Annotated in this window: 17 protein-coding genes; 7 read left to right on the top strand and 10 right to left on the bottom strand. The window is 73.8% G+C overall.

Features of this window, described 5'->3' with window-relative positions; all coding sequences use genetic code 11:
- Positions 1-55: 55 nt before the first annotated feature.
- Positions 56-1,330 (bottom strand): extracellular solute-binding protein, encoded by a 1,275-nt coding sequence (locus OO63_RS09345; RefSeq protein ID WP_397622276.1) that lies wholly within the window; start codon positions 1,328-1,330, stop codon positions 56-58.
- A 242-nt stretch (positions 1,331-1,572) separates the two neighbouring features.
- On the opposite strand from OO63_RS09345, the gene OO63_RS09340 reads away from it, so the two are divergent.
- Positions 1,573-1,788: a dodecin gene (locus tag OO63_RS09340; RefSeq protein WP_030362570.1), complete on the top strand. Its 216-nt coding sequence runs from the start codon at positions 1,573-1,575 to the stop codon at positions 1,786-1,788.
- Between the two features lie 45 nt (positions 1,789-1,833).
- Here the strand turns inward: OO63_RS09340 and OO63_RS09335 are convergent, their stop codons facing one another.
- The gene (locus OO63_RS09335; RefSeq protein WP_051810694.1) at positions 1,834-2,352 is read right to left on the bottom strand and encodes a phosphatase domain-containing protein; all 519 of its coding nucleotides are present in this window, start codon (positions 2,350-2,352) and stop codon (positions 1,834-1,836) included.
- Positions 2,353-2,410: 58 nt separating this feature from the next.
- Here OO63_RS09335 and OO63_RS09330 point away from each other — a divergent pair, with 58 nt between their 5' ends.
- Positions 2,411-3,694 (top strand): styrene monooxygenase/indole monooxygenase family protein, encoded by a 1,284-nt coding sequence (locus OO63_RS09330; RefSeq protein WP_234311403.1) that lies wholly within the window; start codon positions 2,411-2,413, stop codon positions 3,692-3,694.
- 32 nt (positions 3,695-3,726) lie between these two features.
- Here OO63_RS09330 and OO63_RS09325 read toward each other — a convergent pair whose 3' ends face one another.
- From OO63_RS09325 to OO63_RS09305, 5 genes are all read right to left on the bottom strand, one after another.
- Positions 3,727-4,287, bottom strand: a complete 561-nt coding sequence (locus tag OO63_RS09325) for a hypothetical protein (RefSeq protein ID WP_051810693.1) — start codon at positions 4,285-4,287, stop codon at positions 3,727-3,729.
- Positions 4,284-5,789: a sensor histidine kinase gene (locus OO63_RS09320; RefSeq protein WP_030362566.1), complete on the bottom strand. Its 1,506-nt coding sequence runs from the start codon at positions 5,787-5,789 to the stop codon at positions 4,284-4,286. Before OO63_RS09320 ends, OO63_RS09325 begins: the two co-directional genes overlap by 4 nt.
- Entirely contained in the window at positions 5,786-6,484 is a 699-nt protein-coding gene (locus tag OO63_RS09315; protein WP_030362565.1) for a response regulator transcription factor, read from the bottom strand. Before OO63_RS09315 ends, OO63_RS09320 begins: the two co-directional genes overlap by 4 nt.
- A gap of 120 nt (positions 6,485-6,604) precedes the next feature.
- Positions 6,605-7,762: an acyltransferase family protein gene (locus OO63_RS09310; RefSeq protein ID WP_030362564.1), complete on the bottom strand. Its 1,158-nt coding sequence runs from the start codon at positions 7,760-7,762 to the stop codon at positions 6,605-6,607.
- A 133-nt stretch (positions 7,763-7,895) separates the two neighbouring features.
- Positions 7,896-8,717 carry an SGNH/GDSL hydrolase family protein gene (locus tag OO63_RS09305; RefSeq protein WP_030362563.1) on the bottom strand — a complete coding sequence of 274 codons (822 nt, stop codon included), beginning with the start codon at positions 8,715-8,717 and terminating at the stop codon, positions 7,896-7,898.
- Between the two features lie 211 nt (positions 8,718-8,928).
- On the opposite strand from OO63_RS09305, the gene OO63_RS09300 reads away from it, so the two are divergent.
- The gene (locus OO63_RS09300; protein ID WP_030362562.1) at positions 8,929-9,381 is read left to right on the top strand and encodes a nitroreductase family deazaflavin-dependent oxidoreductase; all 453 of its coding nucleotides are present in this window, start codon (positions 8,929-8,931) and stop codon (positions 9,379-9,381) included.
- Between the two features lie 50 nt (positions 9,382-9,431).
- On the opposite strand, the gene OO63_RS47360 is transcribed toward OO63_RS09300, so the two are convergent.
- Positions 9,432-12,557, bottom strand: coding sequence for a helix-turn-helix transcriptional regulator (locus tag OO63_RS47360; protein ID WP_282916680.1), 3,126 nt, complete (start codon positions 12,555-12,557; stop codon positions 9,432-9,434).
- On the bottom strand, positions 12,554-12,775 hold the full coding sequence (locus OO63_RS09290) for a hypothetical protein (protein WP_157853964.1): 222 nt from the start codon (positions 12,773-12,775) through the stop codon (positions 12,554-12,556). Before OO63_RS09290 ends, OO63_RS47360 begins: the two co-directional genes overlap by 4 nt.
- Before the next feature lie 305 nt (positions 12,776-13,080).
- Here OO63_RS09290 and OO63_RS09285 point away from each other — a divergent pair, with 305 nt between their 5' ends.
- Complete coding sequence (locus tag OO63_RS09285; protein WP_078619053.1) at positions 13,081-14,178, top strand: FAD-dependent monooxygenase; 1,098 nt, start codon at positions 13,081-13,083, stop codon at positions 14,176-14,178.
- Positions 14,179-14,300: 122 nt separating this feature from the next.
- Here OO63_RS09285 and OO63_RS09280 read toward each other — a convergent pair whose 3' ends face one another.
- Complete coding sequence (locus OO63_RS09280; protein ID WP_030362558.1) at positions 14,301-14,651, bottom strand: winged helix-turn-helix transcriptional regulator; 351 nt, start codon at positions 14,649-14,651, stop codon at positions 14,301-14,303.
- A 60-nt stretch (positions 14,652-14,711) separates the two neighbouring features.
- Here OO63_RS09280 and OO63_RS09275 point away from each other — a divergent pair, with 60 nt between their 5' ends.
- From OO63_RS09275 to OO63_RS09265, 3 genes are all read left to right on the top strand, one after another.
- Entirely contained in the window at positions 14,712-15,629 is a 918-nt protein-coding gene (locus tag OO63_RS09275) for an NAD(P)-dependent oxidoreductase (protein ID WP_030362557.1), read from the top strand.
- A gap of 117 nt (positions 15,630-15,746) precedes the next feature.
- On the top strand, positions 15,747-16,811 hold the full coding sequence (locus OO63_RS09270; protein WP_234311401.1) for an LLM class flavin-dependent oxidoreductase: 1,065 nt from the start codon (positions 15,747-15,749) through the stop codon (positions 16,809-16,811).
- Between the two features lie 86 nt (positions 16,812-16,897).
- Complete coding sequence (locus OO63_RS09265) at positions 16,898-19,279, top strand: excinuclease ABC subunit UvrA (protein ID WP_030362555.1); 2,382 nt, start codon at positions 16,898-16,900, stop codon at positions 19,277-19,279.
- The last annotated feature ends 236 nt before the right edge of the window (positions 19,280-19,515 follow it).

The following is a 19,515-nucleotide window of genomic DNA, read 5'->3' as shown; positions in this document are numbered from 1 at the left end:
TGCCGTGGTGTCCACGGAGCCGGGCGCGCCCTGAGGCGCGCCCGGCGATCCGGCCTCACGGGCCCGGGGCGTCCAGCGCCTTGGTGATCCGGCCGGAGGCCACCTTGGCCTCGCGGGCCGGATCACCCCCGGCGAGGACCTTGGACATGTACGCCTTGATGGGGTTGTCCGCCTCCACGGCCGCCCACGCGGGCGACTTGGGCGTGGCCCGCCCCCGCGCGGCCCCGGCCGCCATCGCGGCGACCCCGGCCTCCCCGGACACGGCGGACGCCAGCGTCGTCTTGTTCGGGACGTAGTCCATCGTGCGGGCCAGGTCCTTCTGCCACTTGTCCCCGGCGAGGGCCTTCACCACCTCGACGGCGCCCTTGCGCTCGTCGGTGCCGTCGCGCACGACCAGGTCGGAGCCGCCGGTGAAGACAGCGCCGGGCTCGCGGGCGGTCTTGCCGGGGATGGGGAAGTAGCCGAGCTTGCCCTTGAGCTTCGGGTTCTTCGCCTCGATGGCGCGCGCGGTGCCGGGCACGGCGATGATCTGCGCGACGTCGCCCTTGGCGAACACGCCGGACTGCGGCGGGTGCTCCTCGTCGGCGTCGGGCGGCCCGTCCCCGAGCGCCTGGAGCTGCTTGTAGAACTCCATGCCGCGCAGCGCGGCGGGCGTGTCGAGGGTGCCCCTCCAGGAGCCGGACTTCTCCCCCTTGGCCAGGTCGCCGCCCTCGTCCCAGATGAATCCGGCGAGCGTGTACCAGTCCTGACCGGCCAGGTAGAGACCTTGGTTTCCGCCGGAGTTGAGCCGCCGGGTGTCCTCGAGCCACTGCGCGCGCGTCTTCGGCGGCTGCTCGATCCCGGCCTGCGCGAACAGGTCCTTGTTGTAGATGACGACGCGGTTGGCGGCGTACCAGGGGATGCCGTACTGGCCGCCGTCGTAGCGCCCGGGCTCGGCGAGGCCCGGCAGCCAGTCCTCCATGCCGAGGTCGCGCGCGGACTCCAGGGTGAGGTCCGCGAGGCCGCCCTGGTCGACGTACTGCGCGACCTGGGTGTTGCCCACCTCGATGACGTCCGGTCCGTCGTCGTCCTTGAGGGCGGCCTTGACCTTCTCGCCGATGCCGGTCCACTCCTGGATGCGGATGTCCAGGTCGATGTCGCCGTGCCGCTTCTCGAAGTCCTCGGTGAAGCGCTTCACGAAGGCGTCCGACGCGCTGCCCCGCATCAGCCACACCTGCACGGTGCTGCTGTCGTCCCCGCCCCCGGGCAGATGGCCGCAGCCGGGCAGCAGGGCGGTGGAGGCGAGGGCCAGGGTGAGGGAGAGGGCGATGCGGAGGCGGCGGCGGTTCACGTCGGTCACTTTCTGCCTGCGGACAGGGCGGGGGAAGCCCGACGTGGGGAAGAGCAGAAGCTCGAACGGGTGTGCAGGATTTTGGTATGGACCAACCCGCCGGTCAAGGGGCGTGCGCTCATTCGTGACACTTCGGTGGACGCATGGGCACAGTTTCCCCCCACATCCGTCGACAGGCCCCCACCCGTCCCCGGCACTACCGTGGAGGGCACCGCAACGCCGCGGAGAGGAGAAGCCCGCCCATGTCCGACCACACCTACCGGGTCACCGAGATCGTCGGCACCTCGCACGAAGGCGTCGACCAGGCCATCCGCAACGGCATCGAACGCGCCGCGCAGACCTTGCGCGGCCTGGACTGGTTCGAGGTCACGCAGGTGCGCGGCCACATCGAGGACGGACAGATCCAGCACTACCAGGTCGGCCTGAAGGTCGGCTTCCGCCTGGAGGACTCGGCCTGAGCCACCGGGCCCGGACCGCCTCACATACGGCCGCCAGGACCGCCCTCAGGTACGGCCCTGGCGCTCCTGCGCGTCCCGCAGCTCCGCGGAGGCGCTCCCCCACCGCGCCCGCACCACCGTGAACCCGGCGCGCTCGGCGTCGACGCACACCAACTCGTCGTCGTCCACGAGCATCCGGATCTCGCGGTCGCGGGCGAGGACCCGCAGCGCCTCCAGCTTGGTGCGGCGCGCGGGCCGCCGGTCGTGGTCGGGCCGCATCCGGAGCGGCCCCGCGGGCAGGCCCTGCGCGGCCAGCCACGCCTCGGTGTCGGCGCGGCAGCGCTCGGGCCGCCCGGTGAGGTAGACGATGTCGCACTCCTCGGCGCTGTCCAGGACGAGGCGCACCCCGGTCGGCAGCGGCGGGTCGTGCGGGGCGGCGGCGAAGAACGCCGCCCAATCGCGCGGCTTGCGCTCCAGGAAACGCTGGCGGTGCGCGGTGTCCGCGAGGGTGCCGTCGAGGTCGAACACGGCCAGGGGCCGCTCGGCCGCGGCGCCGTCGCGCTTCGGGCTCTTGGGGTGCGTCACGCCGTCAGCGTACGGAACGACCGCAGATGGCGACGCCGGACCTGGGTACGACTGAACCGTGCCCGGCCGAGGCGGCCGGAGCGGGACGGAGGACGAGGTGCGCGGGATCGCGATCGTGGGGGCGGGGCAGGCGGGGCTGCAGCTGGGCCTCGGGCTCCTTGCGGCCGGACATCAGGTCACGCTGGTCGCCGAGCGGCGCCCGGAGGAGGTGCGGGGCGGCCGGGTCACTTCGACCCAGCTCATGTTCGGACCGGCCCTCGGCATCGAGCGGGAGGCCGGGCTCGCGCTCTGGGACGACACCGCGCCCGTGATGCCGGGGTTCGAGCTCAGCCACTGGGAGCCGGACGGGCAACCCGATGCGCCGGTGCGCAGGTTCACCGCGCCGTTCGACGACGAGGTCCGCTCCGTCGACCAGCGGGTCAAGCTGGCCGCGTGGCTGGAGCTGTTCGAGGAGCGGGGCGGGCGCGCGGAGTTCCGGTCCGTCGGCCCCTCGGAGGTGGCCGGCCTCGCGGCCGCGCACGACCTGACCGTGCTCGCCACCGGACGCGGGGAACTCTCCGCGCTCTTCGCCCACGACACGTCCTGGCCGGTCCACGACCGCCCGCAGCGCACTCTCGCCTGCTTCTACGTGCACGGCGTCGCGCACGACGCCGCCGACCCGGCCGCCGGACACGTCCGGACCACCGGCGTACCGCCCGCCGGTGACGTGATCATCATGCGGGCGCTCACGGTCGGCGGGCCCTGCGACATCGTGCTGTTCGAGGGGCGGTGGGGCGGGGCCTACGACTGCTGGGGCGACCGCCCCGACGCCGCCGCCGGCTGGCGGCGCGCCCTCGGACTCCTGCGGACGCACGCGCCCTGGGAGTACGAGCGCTTCCGCCGCGCCGAACCCACCGACCCCGGCGCGGCCCTGTACGGCGCGATCACCCCGACCGTCCGCCGCCCCGTGGCCCACGTGGACGGCGACCGCCCCGTCCTCGGCATGGCGGACGCGCTCGCCGTCCACGACCCGATCACCGGACAGGGCGCGAACAACGCCACGCGGGCGGCGGCCCGTTACCTCGACGCCATCCTCAGCCGTGGCGAACTCCCCTTCGACGAGCAGTGGATGCGGGAGACCTTCGCCGCGTACTGGGACAACGCCCGGCACACGCACGCCTTCACCGAGTTCATGCTGCGCGAACCACAGCCCGAGCAGGTGCGGCGCGCCATCGAGACCGCCTTCGACCACCCGGAGGTCGCCCACCGGTTCGCCAACGGCTACGCCGACCCGTCGACGTACCGCGAGTGGCTGATGGACCCGGACGGCGCGGACGCGTATCTGGGCCGGTTCACCAAGTAGTCGGCACAGTCGCAGCGACCCGGCTGGTCGGCCTATCCCCCGGGCTTCCGGCTCGGGGAGGGCGTGGAGACGGGGACGACGTTGCCCGCCGCGTTGCAGCGGACGGTCCAGGGGCTCCCATAGCCCTCCTCGTAGACCCGTACGTCCACGTCGGCGGGCTGTTTGCCGTCGGCGACCCGGGCGTTGGCCGCCGTACAGATGATCTGGCTGAGCCCGAGACCGCCGCCACCGGTCGTCTGCGCCACCGGCACCGGGAGGCGCAGGTCCACGCCGCCGTCGTCGACGGTCGCGATCAGCCGCCCGTGGATCGGGGGCACTTCGGTGATCAGGCCGCGGGCGCGTTCGGCGGCGTCGGGGCCCTTGAGGAGCAGGTCGAGGGCGCGTTGCGGGGTCGTGGCGGAGTCGACCTCGCGGGTGACGGCCTGGATGCCGTACGGACCGACGAAGTAGAGGTGGGCGTAATGGCCCTCAGATCCGGGGGCCCGCAGGCCGGACGCCGGAGCGCCTGCCCGCACCGGGCCGGTGGCGCCGACGCCGCAGCCCGCCGCGAGGAGCCCCAACACGGCGGTGAGAAGGGCGAGTCGGCGCTTCACGGCTGGTCCTCCTGCGGGAGCGTGCGCGGGACGGTGAGGGTGAACACCGCGCCGCCGCCCGGCAGGTTGGCGGCGACCAGGGTCCCGTGGTGCAGCCGTGCGTTCTCCCTGGCGATGGCGAGTCCGAGGCCGCTGCCCTCGGAGCGGGTGCGCGCGACGTCCGCCTTGTAGAAGCGGTCGAAGACGTGCGGCAGCACCTCGTCGGGGATGCCGGGGCCGTTGTCGGCGACGTCGATCACCAGGGTCTCCGGTGTGGCGGTCGCCCGGACGGTGACGGGAGCGGCGCCGTGGCGCAGGGCGTTGCCGATCAGGTTGGCGAGGACGACGTCGATGCGGCGCGCGTCGACCCGGATGCGCGGATCCTCCCGCGGAAGCTCGGTGATCACCTCGTCCGGCTCGCGCCAGCCGCGCAGCTGAAGCGTCTTGTGGACGACGGTGCCGAGGCTCACGTCGTCCAGGCGCAGCTCGGCGGCGCCCGCGTCGAAGCGGGAGATCTCCATCAGGTCCTCGACCATGGCGGTCAGCTTGCGGGTCTCGTCGCTGATGAGCAGGACCGCGTCGGCGGTGTCCGGGGGCAGCGCCTCCGAACGGGCGTCCTCGTCCAGGGCGTCCGTGACGGCGGCCATCGCGGCGAGCGGGGTCCGCAGCTCGTGCGAGACGTCGGCGGCGAACCGGCGGGCGTTGGCCTCCATCCGCCGCAGCTCGGCGGCGTCCTGCTCCAGCGTGGCGGCCATGGTGTTGAACGTGCCCGTCAGGGAGGCGAGTTCGTCCTTGCCCGCGACGTCGAGGCGGGTACCGAGGGCGCCCGAGGTGATCTTCTCGGCGGCCGTACGCAACTGTCGTACGGGACGCAGCACGCGGCGGGCCGCGAACAGGGCGGGCACGACGGCGAAGGCGAGCGCGGGGACGGCGCCGGCCCAGGCCGCGGTGATCAGGGCGGAGATGTCGGCCCGTTCGCCCTTCAGGGACATGGCGGCGTAGGCGACGAGGCCCGACGGCTTCGCCGCCGCCGCGCCGCTGCCGGCTTCTCCCCCACGGCCGCTTCCTCCGCCCCCGCCCGTTCCTCGGTGCCCGGCGGCGTAGTCGATCGGCATGCCGATCAGGAGTCGCGGTCCTTCGGCGTGCTCCACGCGCTCGTAGAAGGTGGCGTCGCCGCTCCTGGTCGCGTCGCGCAGGGCGCCGCCGATGTCGGCCGCGGTGCCGATGAGCGGTCCGCCGTCGCGGGAGACGGCCGTGTGCCAGGCGCGCGAGCCCGAGGCGCGGTCGAGTTGGCGCGCGAAGGTGCGCAGGTCCGTGTCGGTGGGGTCGGGCGGCAGGTTGGGGGCGAGCGAGTCGATCTGGAGGCGCAGATCGTGGACGGCGCTGTTCTGGGTGCGGTCCAGGATCGCGCTGCGGGCCTGCCGGAAGGTGAGCGCGGCGGTGACCAGCGCGCTGAGCGCGGCGACGAGGACGAAGGCCACGACCAGGCGGGGGCGCAGGCCGCGGGGCAGGGCGGGCTTCATGCGGGCAGCGGTCCGAAGCGGTAGCCGAAGCCGCGCACCGTCTGGACGTACACCGGGCTGCGCGGATCCTCCTCGATCTTGGCGCGCAGCCGCATCACGCAGGCGTCGACGAGGCGGGCGTCGCCGTAGTAGCTGTGCTCCCAGATGTCCTCGAGCAACTGCTGGCGGCTGAAGGTCCGCTCCGGGGCGGCGCTGAGGAAGAGCAGCAGCTTCAACTCGGAGGGGGCGAGCGGGAGTTCCTCGCCCTGCTTGCGGACGATCAGCGCGTCGCGGTCGATCTCGAGGTCGCCCACGCGGGTCGGCCCGGCGCCCGGGGCGGTGTCGGCCTGGGCGGGGGCGACGCGGCGCAGCACCGCCCGGATCCGGGCCTCGATGACCGCGGCCCCCGCGGGTTTGACCACGTAGTCGTCGGCGCCCGCCTCCAGGCCGATCACGACGTCGATGTCGTCGCCGCGCGCGGACAGGATCACCAGGGGAACCTGGCTGGTCTCGCGGATGCGGTGGCACACGTCGAGGCCGCTCATGCCGGGGAGCATCAGGTCGAGGAGCACGAGGTCGGGCTTGAAGGCGGCCAGGGCCTCCAGGCCGTCCTCGCCGGTGCCGACCGCCTCGGTCTCGTGCCCGTTGCGGGACAGGCCGAGGACGACGCCGCGGCGGACGGCCGGATCGTCCTCGATCAGCAGGACACGGGTCATGGAGGGGTCCTTCCACAGCGGGCGGGTTTTCCGGCATCGCGTGAGCCATCCGGTGGATCGCTCAATGTACGGGCGGGTGGGGCCTTCTCCTGGCTGGGGCCCGAGGCCCACCCCCGGGCGTCACTTCAGCTGGTCCACGTCCACGGTCCCCGCCCCCATCACCGGCTCCGGCACCACCACCCACAGCACGGCTCCCACCAGGGCAAGCGCCGCCACCGCGACCGGCCCGCGCCCGCCCCGCGCCCACCCGGTCCGCAGCCGCACCGGATCCTCGACAAGCCGTGTCGTCACCGCGGCGGCCACCAGCGACACCCCGATGGCGACGGCCGTCCCGCCGAGGTCCCCGAGCGCCGTCAGCCGCGGCAGCAGGAGCAGGTACACCGGCCAGTGCCACAGATACAGGCTGTACGACACCTTGCCGAGGCCGCGCGGCAGGCGGCCGCCCGCGATCCGTGCCGACCGGGTGCCCGGCACCTGGGCCATCAGGACGATCAGGACGGCCGCGGCCAGCGAGTGCGCGAAGAGCCCGCCCTGGAAGAGCAGGGGCGCCTTCTCGCCCTCGGTCACCGCCCACGCCGCCGCGAGGCCGCACGCCAGGGCCAGGCACACCGGGTCGGCCGCGCGGCGCGGCACCCGGCGCGCGAGGCCGCGTACCGGCGCGGTGGCGACGAGCGCCCCGAGCAGCAGGGCGGCACCCCGGGTGTCGGTGCCCTCGTAGGCGCGGGTGGTGTCCACCGCGGCGCCGAGCGAGACGGTCAGGGCGAGGCAGACCAGGGCTCCCGCCCCGGCGAGCACGGCCACGACGCGCTCGCCCCACCGCCCCCGGGCGGCGACGGCCACCACGAGCGGCCAGGCCAGATAGAACTGCCACTCCACGCCGATGCTCCACAGGTGGGCGAAGACGCGGGTGTCGGAGGCGTTCCAGTAGCCGATCTGCTCGGCGATGTAGTGCCAGTTGACCGCCTGGGCCCCGACCCACGGCAGGTCGTCGAGCGCGAAACGCAGCTGCTCCGCGCTCCCCCACGCCCAGGTGGCCGCGACGGTCACGACCACCACACAGCAGAGGGCGGGCAGCAGCCGGCGGACCCGGCGGACCCAGAACGCGCCCAGGGCGACCCGTCCGCGTCCCGCCGCCTCGCCGAGCAGCAGCCCGGTGATCAGGTACCCGGAGAGCACGAAGAACAGGTCGACACCGAGGAACCCGCCGCTCAGGTGCCCGGCGTGGAAGAGCAGCACGGCCACGACCGCGAACCCGCGCAGCCCGTCGAGGGCGGCGATGTGCGCACGGCCCGCCGCACCGGGGCGCGCCGCACGGTGCCGGGCGGGCACCGTGCGGCCGTGCGGGGGCGGGGGCGGAGGCGCGGAGAGGGGTGCCGGACGGTGCGGGGGCATGGGCTCGGCTGCCGCTGCGTCACGCGGCACAGCGGAGCTTGCCGTAGCGCTCGTCGCCGGTCCAGGTCTTCTGGGCCCAGGAGTCCACCGGCGCGGGTGTGAAGTTCTCCCGCTTGCCGAGTTCCCCGGTGAACCACTGGGCGAAGGCGGCCGCGCCCTGCTGGCAGTTGTGGATCCCGTCCGGGGCCCGCAGCGCCTTCTTCGCCGTGTGGTCGGTGCCCCACACCCGCGAGGCGTCGAGGAACGCCGCCGCGCCCCCGCTCCTGCCCGCCACCTTCGCGGCCACCTCGGGGGCCGTCCGCATCTGCGCCTCGTGCTGCTTGTAGAACCCGTCGATCTTGATGGGCGGGGACGGCACGAACACCACATCGGCGCCGGCGCGCTTGGCCGTGTCGACGAGCTTCTCGTAGGCGGCCCGCTGTCGGCCCGCGCTGCCCCAGTCGTAGGTCGTGAGCTGGTAGGCGACGACGGTGGGACGGAACGACTCGATGTCCTTGGCCAGTTGCTTCCAGGTGTCGCCGGAGATCATCCGCGTGATCTTCTCGCCGCTGTCGACGATCGTGCCGCCGCCGTCGGACGAGGAGTCCTTGAACGCCACCCCACTGGCCTTGAGGGCCGCGCCCAGGGCGGGGGCCTCCGCGCCCGCGATGGAGTCGCCTACCCACAGCACCTTCGTGTCGGTGCTCGCCGTCGTGCTCTTCCCCTCGTCCCTGGTGCCGGAGCCCTTCTCACCGCATCCGACCAGGGCGATGCCGAGGGCGGCGACGGCGGCGACCGCGCCCAGGGCGTGGCGGGCCGGGCGCTGAGGAGCACGGGAACGGGACTTGCGCTTGCTGTTCATGCCCCCAGCACAACAGTCCCGGAGCGCCCCACCGGCCGCCGTCATCGTTTGCTCATACTCCGGGCAAGGAGCGCTCATAAAGGCCGCGGTCCTCTCTTCGGCCGCCAGGAGCCGGGGTACGAAGGGGGGAGGCGAGGGCCTCGCCGCTCGCGCGCGAGGCCCGTGGGGAACGGCGCGGCATCAACCGCGAGTGACGACGGAGAGGACCGCGATGTCTCTTGAGGGCGAGTACGAGCCGAATCCGGTGCAGTGGATACGCGAGCAGGTCGAGCAGTACGAGAGTTCGGGCGGTACGCGCGGGGCGACGCTGTGGGACACGGGCCTGCCCGTCGTCATCCTCACGATGCGCGGCGCGAAGAGCGGCAAGATCCGCAAGGCCCCGCTCATGCGCGTGGAACACGAGGGGCGGTACGCGGCCGTGGGCACGAACGGCGGCTTCCCCACCCACCCGGACTGGTGCTTCAACCTGAGGGCCGACCCGCGCGTGCAGCTCCAGGACGGCGCCGAGCGCCAGGACATGACGGCCCGTGAGCTCACCGGGGACGAGCGGGCGACGTGGTGGGAGCGCGCGGTCGCCGTGTTCCCGACGTACGACGAGTACCGCGAGAAGACCGACCGGGTGATTCCCGTGTTCGTGCTGGAACCCGTGGACAGTCCCGCCTGACCCGGATCCCGCGCGCCGGGCGGACGCCGCGCGGGACCGGGCCCGATGGGCTACTCGTCGAAGACCCCGAGGCGGTGCGCGATGGCCGCGGCCTCTCCCCGGCCGGAGGCGCCCAGCTTGGCCAGGATGTTGGAGACGTGCACGCTCGCCGTCTTCGGCGAGATGAACAGCTCCTCCGCGATGAGCCGGTTGCTCCGTCCGGCGGCGACGAGACGCAGCACGTCCCGCTCCCGCGCGGTCAGCCCCAGCGCCGCCGCCGGGGGCGGGGCCGCCTCCCCGTCGGCCTGCCGCAGCGGGATCCGCGCGCGGCCGGCCAGCGTGCCGATCTCCGCCTCCAGCGGCGCCGCGCCCAGCTCGCGCGCCACCGTCTCGGCCTGCCGCAGCAGCTCACCGGCCGTTTCGCGGGCCCCGCCGCCGCCGTGGGTGATCAGGGCCTCGGCGAGCCGCAGCCGGGCGCCGGCGAGGAGCACCGGGGTCTGAAGCTGTTCGACGGCGGCCACGGCCTCCGTCCAGGGAGCGGTGGCGTCACCGTCCTCGGCCGTGACCAGTTCGGCCTCGATCATCAGGGCCTGCGCGGCCCACAGCGGCACGAAGTCGGGCTGGCCCCGCATCGCCTCGCGGATCCGCGCCACCGCCGCCGCGCGCCCCGGCTCGGCCACCGCCTGCCCGCGGGCCCGCGCCTCCGCCGCCGCGGCCTCGTACAGCAGCGGCCAGCCGTAGCGCTGGTGGCCGGACGGGATGCCGTCGCCGACCTCCGCCGCAAGCAGCGAGCGCACGTCGAGGATCCGGCCGTCGGCGGCCGCGAGGGCGATGGCGAACCGGGCCACGGTCAGGGTGTGCTGCGGCTCCGGGTAGGGGCCGCTGGTCCAGCCGCCGGACTCGTCGAGGACGCGCCGGGTCTCTTCGTACGCGCCCCGGGCCAGGGTCAGTTCGGCCCGCTGCTCGGCGACCTGCCCCCAGGTGCGGGCGCTCACCCCGCGGCGGCCGACGGCCCGGGCGAGCACCGCGTCGGCCTCGGACCAGCGGCCGAGCTGGGTGAGGGACTCGGCGAGGTTGCCGTCGACGAAGGAGGCGATGTCCGGAAGCCCGTGCCGGTCGGCCAGGCCGCTGCCCTTCTCGGCGACCTCGACGGCCTCGCCGAAGCGGCCGATGCCGTGCAGCGCCGTGGCCACGTTGCCGTAGCCGCGCAGCACGACGTCCGTGTTGCCCGGCGTCAGCTCCCGCTCGCACACGTCGCGGGCCAGTGCGAGCCCCTCCTCCAGGTCTCCCGTGTCCATGATGAGCCAGGCCAGGGTCTGCTGGGCGGCAAGTCCTGCGATCTCGGCGCCCGTCAACCGGCAGATCTCCACGGCCTGTTGAGCGGTCTTGAGCGCCGTCGGACCCGGCTGGTGCACCGCCCACCAGTACGCCGCGTTCATCAGCACCTCGGCGTGCACGACGGACGGCGGCAGCCCCTGCACGAGCTCCTGGGCGTGGGCGATCTCGTCCCAGCCGTCGGAGCGCGAGAGGGCGCGCAGGAGCCGGTGCCGCTCGGTCCAGAACCAGGCCGCCCGCAGGGGGTCTCCCGCGGCCGTGCGACCGGACGCGTCCGACGAGGGGTCGCCCTCCAGCGTGCGCAGCGCCCGCTTGCAGAGGGCGAGGGCCCGCTCCCGCTCGCCCGCGAGCCGCGCGGCGACGGCGACCGCGGCGAGCAGGTCCACGAAGTCTCCGGTGACGTCCGGGGAGAACGCCAGGCCCAGGCCGTCCTCGACGCCCTGCCGCATCGTTCTGCGGCGCAGCTCCTCGGGGGCGTCGTCCCACAACTCCAGGGCGCGTTCGAGCAGTTGGTGCTGCTCGGCGAACGCGTGCCGGCCGCGCGCCGCGGCTGCCGCGGCGATCGCGGCGGGCAGTGCCCGAGCCGCGTCGCGGGCGCCGAACCAGTACCCGGCCAGGCGTCCGGTCAGCTCCGCGGGGCGTACGAGCGTGGGGTCGGCCTCCAGCGCCTCGGCGTAGCGGCGGTTGAGCCGGGAGCGCTCGCCGGGCAGCAGGTCGCCCGCCACGGCCTCGCGCATCAGGGCGTGCCGGAAGCGGAAGGACTCGCCGTCGTCGCAGGGCTGCAGGACGGCGGCGCCGACGACGGTGCGCAGGATCTCGATCAGCTCGTCCTCGGTGCGGCCCGTGACGGTGGCGAGGAGGCGGAACTCCACCTCGGAGCCGCCCTCGGCGGCGATCCGCACCACGCGCTGCGCCTCGTCCGGCAGCGCCTCGACCCGGACGAGGAGGAGGTCGCGCAGGGAGTCGCTGATGCCGCCCGGTGAGCCATCGAGGATGCTGCAGGCCAGCTCCTCGACGAAGAAAGCGTTGCCCTCGGAGCGGTCGAAGATCCGGTCGAGCACCTGCTCCGGCGGGGCCTCGCCGCGGATGGCGGCGAGCTGGCGGCGGACCTCGGCGCGGTCGAAGCGGAGCAGGTCGACGCGGGTGACGGTGCGCAGCCGCTCGTACTCGGCGAGGGCGGGGCGCAGCGGGTGGCGGCGGTGCAGGTCGTCGGCGCGGAAGGTGGCGACGATGAGCATGCGGCTGTCCGTGAGGGCGCGCAGCAGATAGCTCAGGAGCTCGCGGGTGGAGCGGTCGGCCCAGTGCAGGTCCTCCAGGACGAGGACGAGGGTGCGGTCCGCGGCGAGGCGCTCCAGGAGGCGGGCGGTGAGTTCGAAGAGCCGGGCGCGGCCGTCGGTCTCCAGGTGGCCCCGGTCCATCTCGCCGAGTTCGGGAAGGAGACGGGCCAGCTCACCTTCCTGGCCGGCGACGGCGGCGTCGAGCTCCTCGCCGAGCTGGCGGCGCAGGGAGCGCAGCGCGGTGGAGACGGGGTGGTACGGCAGGGCGTCGGCGCCGATCTCGACGCAGCCGCCGAGGGCGACGACGGCGCCGCCCGCGGCGGCCCTGCCGAGGAACTCCTGGATCAGGCGGGTCTTGCCGACACCGGCCTCGCCGCCCACGAAGAGGGCGCGGGGCTCCCCGGCGTTCGCCCGGGACAGGGCCTCGCCGAGGGCGGTCAGCTCGGCGCTGCGGCCGACGAAGACGGGGCTGGTGTGGCTGCTCTGCATGGTGCCGAGCATCGCATGCCGCGCGAGAGGCGGGACAGCCGATTCGGCGGCGTCCCCGGCCGGGTGCACGGCCTCGCGCGGCTCTTGTTCGGTCACGCGGTGCGGGCGTAGCGCGTGCGGCTGTCCGGGCCGGGGCGGCTGTCGGTGGTGGTGGTGCGGGCCTCCTTCGCCTCCTTCACCTCCTTCGCTTCCTTCGCCTCCCTTGCCCCCTTTGCTGCCTTCGCCGCCTCCTCGGCCTCGCGGGCCAGGCGGCGGTGCGCGGCCCGGGCGAGGATCTCGGCCTGCCGGGCGGTCTGGAACTCGTGATGCATCACGACGGCCTCCTTCGACGAGCTGGTCATTCGGTGTGCTTCCAGCGTCGTCACCAAGGTGGGGGCGCCGCATCGGGAGGTCTTCGGATCCTGCGGGGCGCGCGCTGCCTTAGGTCCGGGGCGCAGGCACCTTAGAGCCCTCCCGGCGGGTTGTGGGCGGCGGCCCGTTGCCGACGGCGGATGTTCCTCGCCGGATGTGGACAGGGTGGCACCCCGCCGCCGCCTACGGTCGCGAGGACATCGTCGCTCTGAAGGAAATCGTCGCTCTGGAGGCGTACATGGAGAGTTCTCGCGGTGCACGGACAGCCGTGATCGTAGGTGCGGGCGTCGCCGGTCTGACGGCGGCCACGGCCCTGGCACGCAAGGGCTGGCAGGTGGAGATCGCCGAGCTCGGCCCGTCGGATTCGACGTCCGGCTGGGGGCTCTGCCTGACGGGTCCCGCGCTGCGCGCGCTGGACGCGCTGGGCCTCGCGGACGCGTGTCTGGCCGAGGCGTACGGCATGAGCGTCATCACGCACGTGGAGGTGGACGGCGAACCCGCGGGCGAGGTCCCGTTGCCGCGCCTCATCGGTGCGCGGCGACCGGCGATGGCGGGGATCGCACGCCCGCTGCTGCACCGCGTCCTGCGCGCGGAGGCCGAGCGGTGCGGCGTCGTGGTGCGGCACGGGCTGACTGTCATGGCGGTGGAGCAGGACGGAGGGCTCGTCCGGGTGCGGCTGTCGGACGGGACGGTGCGTCAGGTCGAGCTGCTGGTCGGCGCGGACGGGATCCGCTCGACGGTGCGGCGGCTGCTGGGCTTCGAGAGCCCGGTCGGCTATCAGGGGCAGATGGTCTGGCGGGCGCTGGTGCCCCGCCCCTCGTGGCTCACCGGGATCCACCACTTCGCCGGGAAGCCGGACTCGGCGGGCCTCGTGCCCGTCTCGGACAGCCAGGCGTATGTGTTCCTCACGGAGAACGGCGTGGCGCGGAACGTCCTGCCCGAGCATGAACTCGCCGCCCGCCTGCGGGAGTTGCTCGCTCCCTTCGCCGCCCGGGTACGGGAGATCCGCCCTGCGGTGTCCGGTGCGGATGCGGTGGTACGCCGCCCCGTGCTGACGGGGTGCCTGAAAGGCCCGTGGAACCGGGGCAACGGCGTGGTCATCGGGGACGCCGCGCACGCGCCCGCGCCGCAGATGGCCAGCGGCGCGGCCCTCGCTGTCGAGGACGGCTTGCTGCTCGCCGAGGAACTGGAGCGGCACGAGTCGACCGCGGCGGGTCTCGGGGCGTTCGTGAGGCGGCGCGCGGAGCGGTGCCGCACGCTCGTGGACACCTCGGTGACCCTCGTGGGCCTGGAGCGGGCGGGGCGGCCCCACGACGCCCATCCGCTGGTCGACGCCTGCCACCGGCTGATGGCCGAGCCGGCCTGAGCGCCCGCCGTACCCACTTTTTTGTGGGTACTTGGCGGTGTCCGGCGCTCGGGTGATCCTGATGTGGGGCGGCCGCGGGGCCACCGGATCCGGGACGGGAAGCGGGGTGGTCGTGTGCTGTGTCAGGAAGCCGACTGGACGTCGGTGAGCCTGCTCAGGCGGCGGTGGCCCCAGTCGGAGACGGGACCCAGCGCCTCGGAGAGTTCCCGGCCGAACACGGTCAGGGAGTAGAGGGTCTTGAGCGGAAGCGTGTCGTGCACCTCCCGGTGCACCAGGCCGTCGCTCTCCATCTCGCGCAGCGCCTGCGTCAGCACCTTCTCGCTGAGGCCCGGCAGTTGCCGACGCAGTGCACCGGGGCGTTGCGGCCCGGATTCGAGGAGCCACAGCAGGGCGGTCTTCCACTTCCCGTCGATCACAGCGATCGCGGCGGTCACCCCGCACACGTCCGGATCCTGAGCACGACTGCGCGTCATCTTCTCCCCCTCGCCCCTCACTACATCTGTCGTCATGTCAATCATCTATGGAGTCGAGCCATGCCCGTATCCACATCCACATCCACTTCTACTTCCACATCCACGGAACAGTCTGCCGTCACCGTGATCGGTCTGGGACCGATGGGTCGGGCCCTGGCGGGCGCGTTCCTCGACGCCGGGGTGCGCACCACGGTCTGGAACCGGACGCCGGGCCGGGACGAAGAGCTGGTCGCGCGGGGCGCGGTGAGCGCGGGGACGGTGGCGGAGGCGGTTGCCGCGAGCGACCTGACGGTGGTCTGCGTGGTGAACTACGACGCGGTGGACGCCGTGTTGCGGCACGAGGAGGTCACCGCCGCGCTCAAGGGCCGCACGGTGGTCAACCTGACCGCGGACACGCCGGACCGGGCGCGGGACGCGGCGGCCTGGGCGGCCGAGCACGGCGTGCGCTATCTGGACGGCGCGATCATGACGCCGACGCCGACCATCGGCACTCCGGCCGGGGTGTTCATCCACAGCGGCCCGCAGGACCTCTACGGCGAGCACCGGCCCGTCCTGGAGGCCCTGGGCGGCACCCACACCCACCTCGGCGAGGAGATCGGCCGGGCCGCGGCCTACGACATCGCGCTGCTCGACATCTTCTGGACGGCCATGGCGGGCTATGCCCACGCCGTGACCGTGGCGCGGGCCGAGGGGATCACCGCGGGCGATCTTGCGCCGTTCGCCAAGGGCATCGGCGACATCCTCCCGCCCATCTTCGAGGGGCTCGCGGCGGAGGTGGACGCGGGCACGGCCTCCGCCGAGGGCACCCCCCTCACGTCGGTCGCCTCGTCCATGGCCCACATCGTCCACACGTCCGAGGCCCACGGCATCGACGCGGGCGTGATGCGTGCCGCCGAGGGCCTGGCCCGCCGCGCCATCGGGCAGGGCCACGGCGCCGACGGGTTCATCCGGGTCACCGACCTGCTGGGCCGCCGCTGACAGGCCGCCGTCGCGGAGATCAGAATCACTTTGCCCGCCCCGCACGCCTGACGGATCATGGAAGCTGCAGCGGAGATCAGCCGGGTGACAGCCGGATCCCACTCCCCCGGAGCAGCCGTGCGAGAGCAACAGCAGAGCGACCTGCCGCGGACAGCGGCCTCCCGCACCGAGGGGGTGCGGTTCTCCGTCCTCGACCGCTCCCGCACCCGTGAGGGACACGACTCCGCGGAGCCCCTGCGGGACACCGTCGCCCTCGCCCAGGAGCTGGAGGCGCTCGGCTACCACCGCTTCTGGGTGTCCGAGCACCACGGCGTGCCCGGAGTCGCCGGTTCCGCGCCGACGGTGCTCGCGGCGGCCGTCGCCGGTGCCACGCGGACGATCCGCGTGGGCACCGGCGGCGTGATGCTGCCGAACCATCAGCCGCTGGTGGTGGCCGAGCAGTTCGGCGTCCTCGAAGCGCTCTTCCCGGGGCGGATCGACATGGGGCTCGGCCGTTCGGTGGGGTTCACGGACGGGGTGCGCAGGGCGCTCGGCCGCGACAAGCACGACGCGGACGACTTCGCGGAGCACCTCACCGAACTCCTCGGCTGGTTCCACGGCACCTCGGACACGGGCGTGCACGCGCGCCCGGCCGAGGGGATGCGCGTCCCGCCGTACGTCCTCGCGATCGGCGAGGGCGCCAGGATCGCCGCGGAGGCGGGGCTGCCGATGGTCGTCGGCGACATCAGGGGCCGCGAGAAGATGCTCGCCGCCGTCGACCGCTACCGCGCCGCGTTCCGGCCCTCCATCTGGTCCGCCGAGCCGTACGTGGTCATCTCGGGCACGATCGCCGTCGCGGAGTCGAAGGAGGCGGCCCGCCGTCTACTCGTCCCCGAGGCCTGGTCGCTGGCGTACTCCCGCACGCACGGCACGTTCCCGCCGCTGCCGTCCGCCGAGAGCGTCGAGGAGCGCGCGGCGACGGGCGCGATGACGGAGAAGGAGCGCGGCTTCTACGAGTCGGGGTTGCGCGGGCACATCCACGGCACCGAGGACGAGGTAGCCGCGGATCTTAAGACGCTGCTCAAGGAGAGCGGCGCCCAGGAGGTCCTGGTCACCACGAGCACGTACGACCGCGAGGGCCTCAGGGAGTCGTTCCGGCGGCTCGCCCGGATCGCCGGGCTGCGAGCCCCCGAGGGCGCCTGAGGCCCGGCCCGGACGCCCCGGGGTGCGGATCGGGCCCCGGCCTAGAATCGTGGGGTTTGCCCCCGAGCCCGGTACGGAGCCCGCCCATGCACAGCCGCCCCGCCCACGAGCACGACCCCTTCGTCCGGGTCCGGGGTGCCCGCGAGCACAATCTGCGCGGTGTCGACGTGGACGTCCCGCGCGACGTCCTCGCCGTGTTCACCGGCGTCTCCGGCTCCGGGAAGTCCTCGCTGGCCTTCGGGACGATCTACGCGGAGGCCCAGCGGCGCTACTTCGAGTCGGTCGCCCCGTACGCGCGCCGGCTGATCCACCAGGTGGGCGCGCCGAAAGTCGGGGAGATCACCGGCCTGCCGCCCGCGGTGTCGCTCCAGCAGCGCCGTGCGGCGCCGACCTCCCGCTCGTCGGTGGGCACGGTGACGACGCTCTCCAATTCCCTGCGGATGCTGTTCTCGCGCGCGGGCGACTACCCGGAGGGTGCCGAGCGCCTCGACTCCGACGCGTTCTCGCCGAACACCGCGGCCGGGGCCTGTCCGAAGTGCCACGGCCTCGGCAAGGTGCACCGCACGACCGAGGAGCTGCTCGTCCCCGACCCCTCGCTGTCCATCCGCGAGGGCGCCATCGCCGCCTGGCCCGGCGCCTGGCAGGGCAAGAACCTGCGGGACGTCCTCGACACCCTCGGGCACGACGTGGACCGGCCGTGGCGCGAGCTGCCGCAGGCCGACCGGGACTGGATCCTGTTCACCGACGAACAGCCGGTCGTGACGGTCCATCCGGTGCGTGACGCGGGCCGCATCCAACGCCCGTACCAGGGCACCTACATGAGCGCACGGCGCTACGTCATGAAGACGTTCTCCGACTCCAAGAGCCCGACGCTGCGCACGAAGGCCGAGCGTTTCCTCGCCAGCGAGCCGTGCCCGGCGTGCGGCGGCAGCAGGCTGCGGCCCGAGGCGCTCGCGGTCACGTTCGCGGGCCGCACCATCGCGGAGCTGTCCGCGCTGCCCCTCGCCGAACTGGCCACGCGCCTCGAGGATGCCGCCGGTTCGGGCTCGGGTGCGGCCGGAGCGGAGACGGCGGAAGTCCTGACCGCCGACCTGCTCGCCCGCATCGCCACCATCACCGAGCTGGGCCTCGGCTACCTCTCCCCCGACCGCGCCACCCCCACCCTCTCGGCGGGCGAACTGCAACGCCTGCGCCTGGCCACACAGTTGCGCTCCGGCCTCTTCGGCGTCGTGTACGTCCTCGACGAGCCGTCCGCCGGACTGCACCCCGCCGACACGGAGTCCCTGCTCACCGTCCTCGACCGACTGAAGGCCGCGGGCAACTCCGTGTTCGTCGTCGAGCACCACCTGGACGTGATGCGGCACGCCGACTGGCTCGTCGACGTGGGCCCGCGCGCGGGCGAGCACGGCGGGCAGGTGCTGCACAGCGGTCCGGTGGCGGACCTGGAGGCGGTCGCGGAGTCGGCGACGGCCCGCTTCCTCTTCGACCGGACACCGATGACGGTACGTCAGGTGCGGGAGCCGCACGGCTGGTTGAAGGTGGGTCCGGTGACGCGGCACAACCTGCGGGACGTCACCGCGGAGTTCCCGCTCGGCGCGTTCACCGCCGTGACGGGGGTCTCCGGGTCCGGCAAGTCCACGCTCATCGGGGAGCTCGCCGAGAGTTCGGCGGACCTCCCCGGGGTGGACCGCCTCGTCTGCGTCGACCAGAAGCCGATCGGGCGCACACCGCGCTCCAACCTCGCCACCTACACCGGTCTGTTCGACGTCGTCCGCAAGGTGTTCGCCGAGACGGACGAGGCGCGGGCGCGCGGCTACGGCGTGGGCCGGTTCTCCTTCAACGTGGCGGGCGGGCGCTGCGAGACGTGCCAGGGCGAGGGGTTCGTCAGCGTGGAGCTGCTCTTCCTGCCCAGCACGTACGCCCCCTGCCCGGACTGCGGGGGCGCCCGCTACAACCCCGAGACCCTTCAGGTCACCCACGCCGGGCTCACCGTCGCGGACGTCCTCGACCTCACCGTCGAGGCCGCCGCCGACTTCTTCGCCGACACCCCCGCCGTGCTGCGCAGCCTGCGCGCGCTCCTCGACGTCGGGCTCGGCTATCTGCGGCTCGGGCAGCCCGCGACCGAGCTGTCCGGCGGGGAGGCACAACGGATCAAGCTGGCCAGTGAGTTGCAGCGGGTGCGGCGTGGGCACACCCTCTACCTCCTGGACGAGCCCACCGCCGGGCTGCACCCGGCGGATGTCGAGGTCCTGGTGGGGCAGTTGCACGAGTTGGTCGACGGGGGGAACTCCGTGGTCGTCGTCGAGCACGACATGGCTGTCGTGGCCGGGGCGGACTGGGTGGTGGACCTCGGGCCCGGGGGCGGGGCCGACGGGGGGCGGGTGGTGGCCGCGGGGCCGCCCGCCGACGTGGCCCGGGTCGCCGGCAGCCGGACGGGGCCTTATCTGGCGCGGGCGTTGGGGCGGTAGGCCCTCGCGGGGCTCCCCAGTCCCGCCCCTTCCCGAAACTGGGGCTCCGCCCCAGACCCCGTTATCGGCGCTCCGCGCCTCGTCCTCAAACGCCGGACGGGCTAAAACCTTGCCGCACCGGCGAAAAATCTAGCCCCTCCGGCGTTTGAGGAGCGGGGGTCTGGGGGCAGCGCCCCCAGTTTCGGGAAGGGGCGGGATTGGGGAGCCTCCGGCAGGACACCTCCCCCACCCGACCT

The organism is Streptomyces alboflavus (assembly GCF_000716675.1).
Classification (GTDB): domain Bacteria; phylum Actinomycetota; class Actinomycetes; order Streptomycetales; family Streptomycetaceae; genus Streptomyces; species Streptomyces alboflavus.
This window is presented reverse-complemented; position numbering and strand designations above follow the sequence as displayed.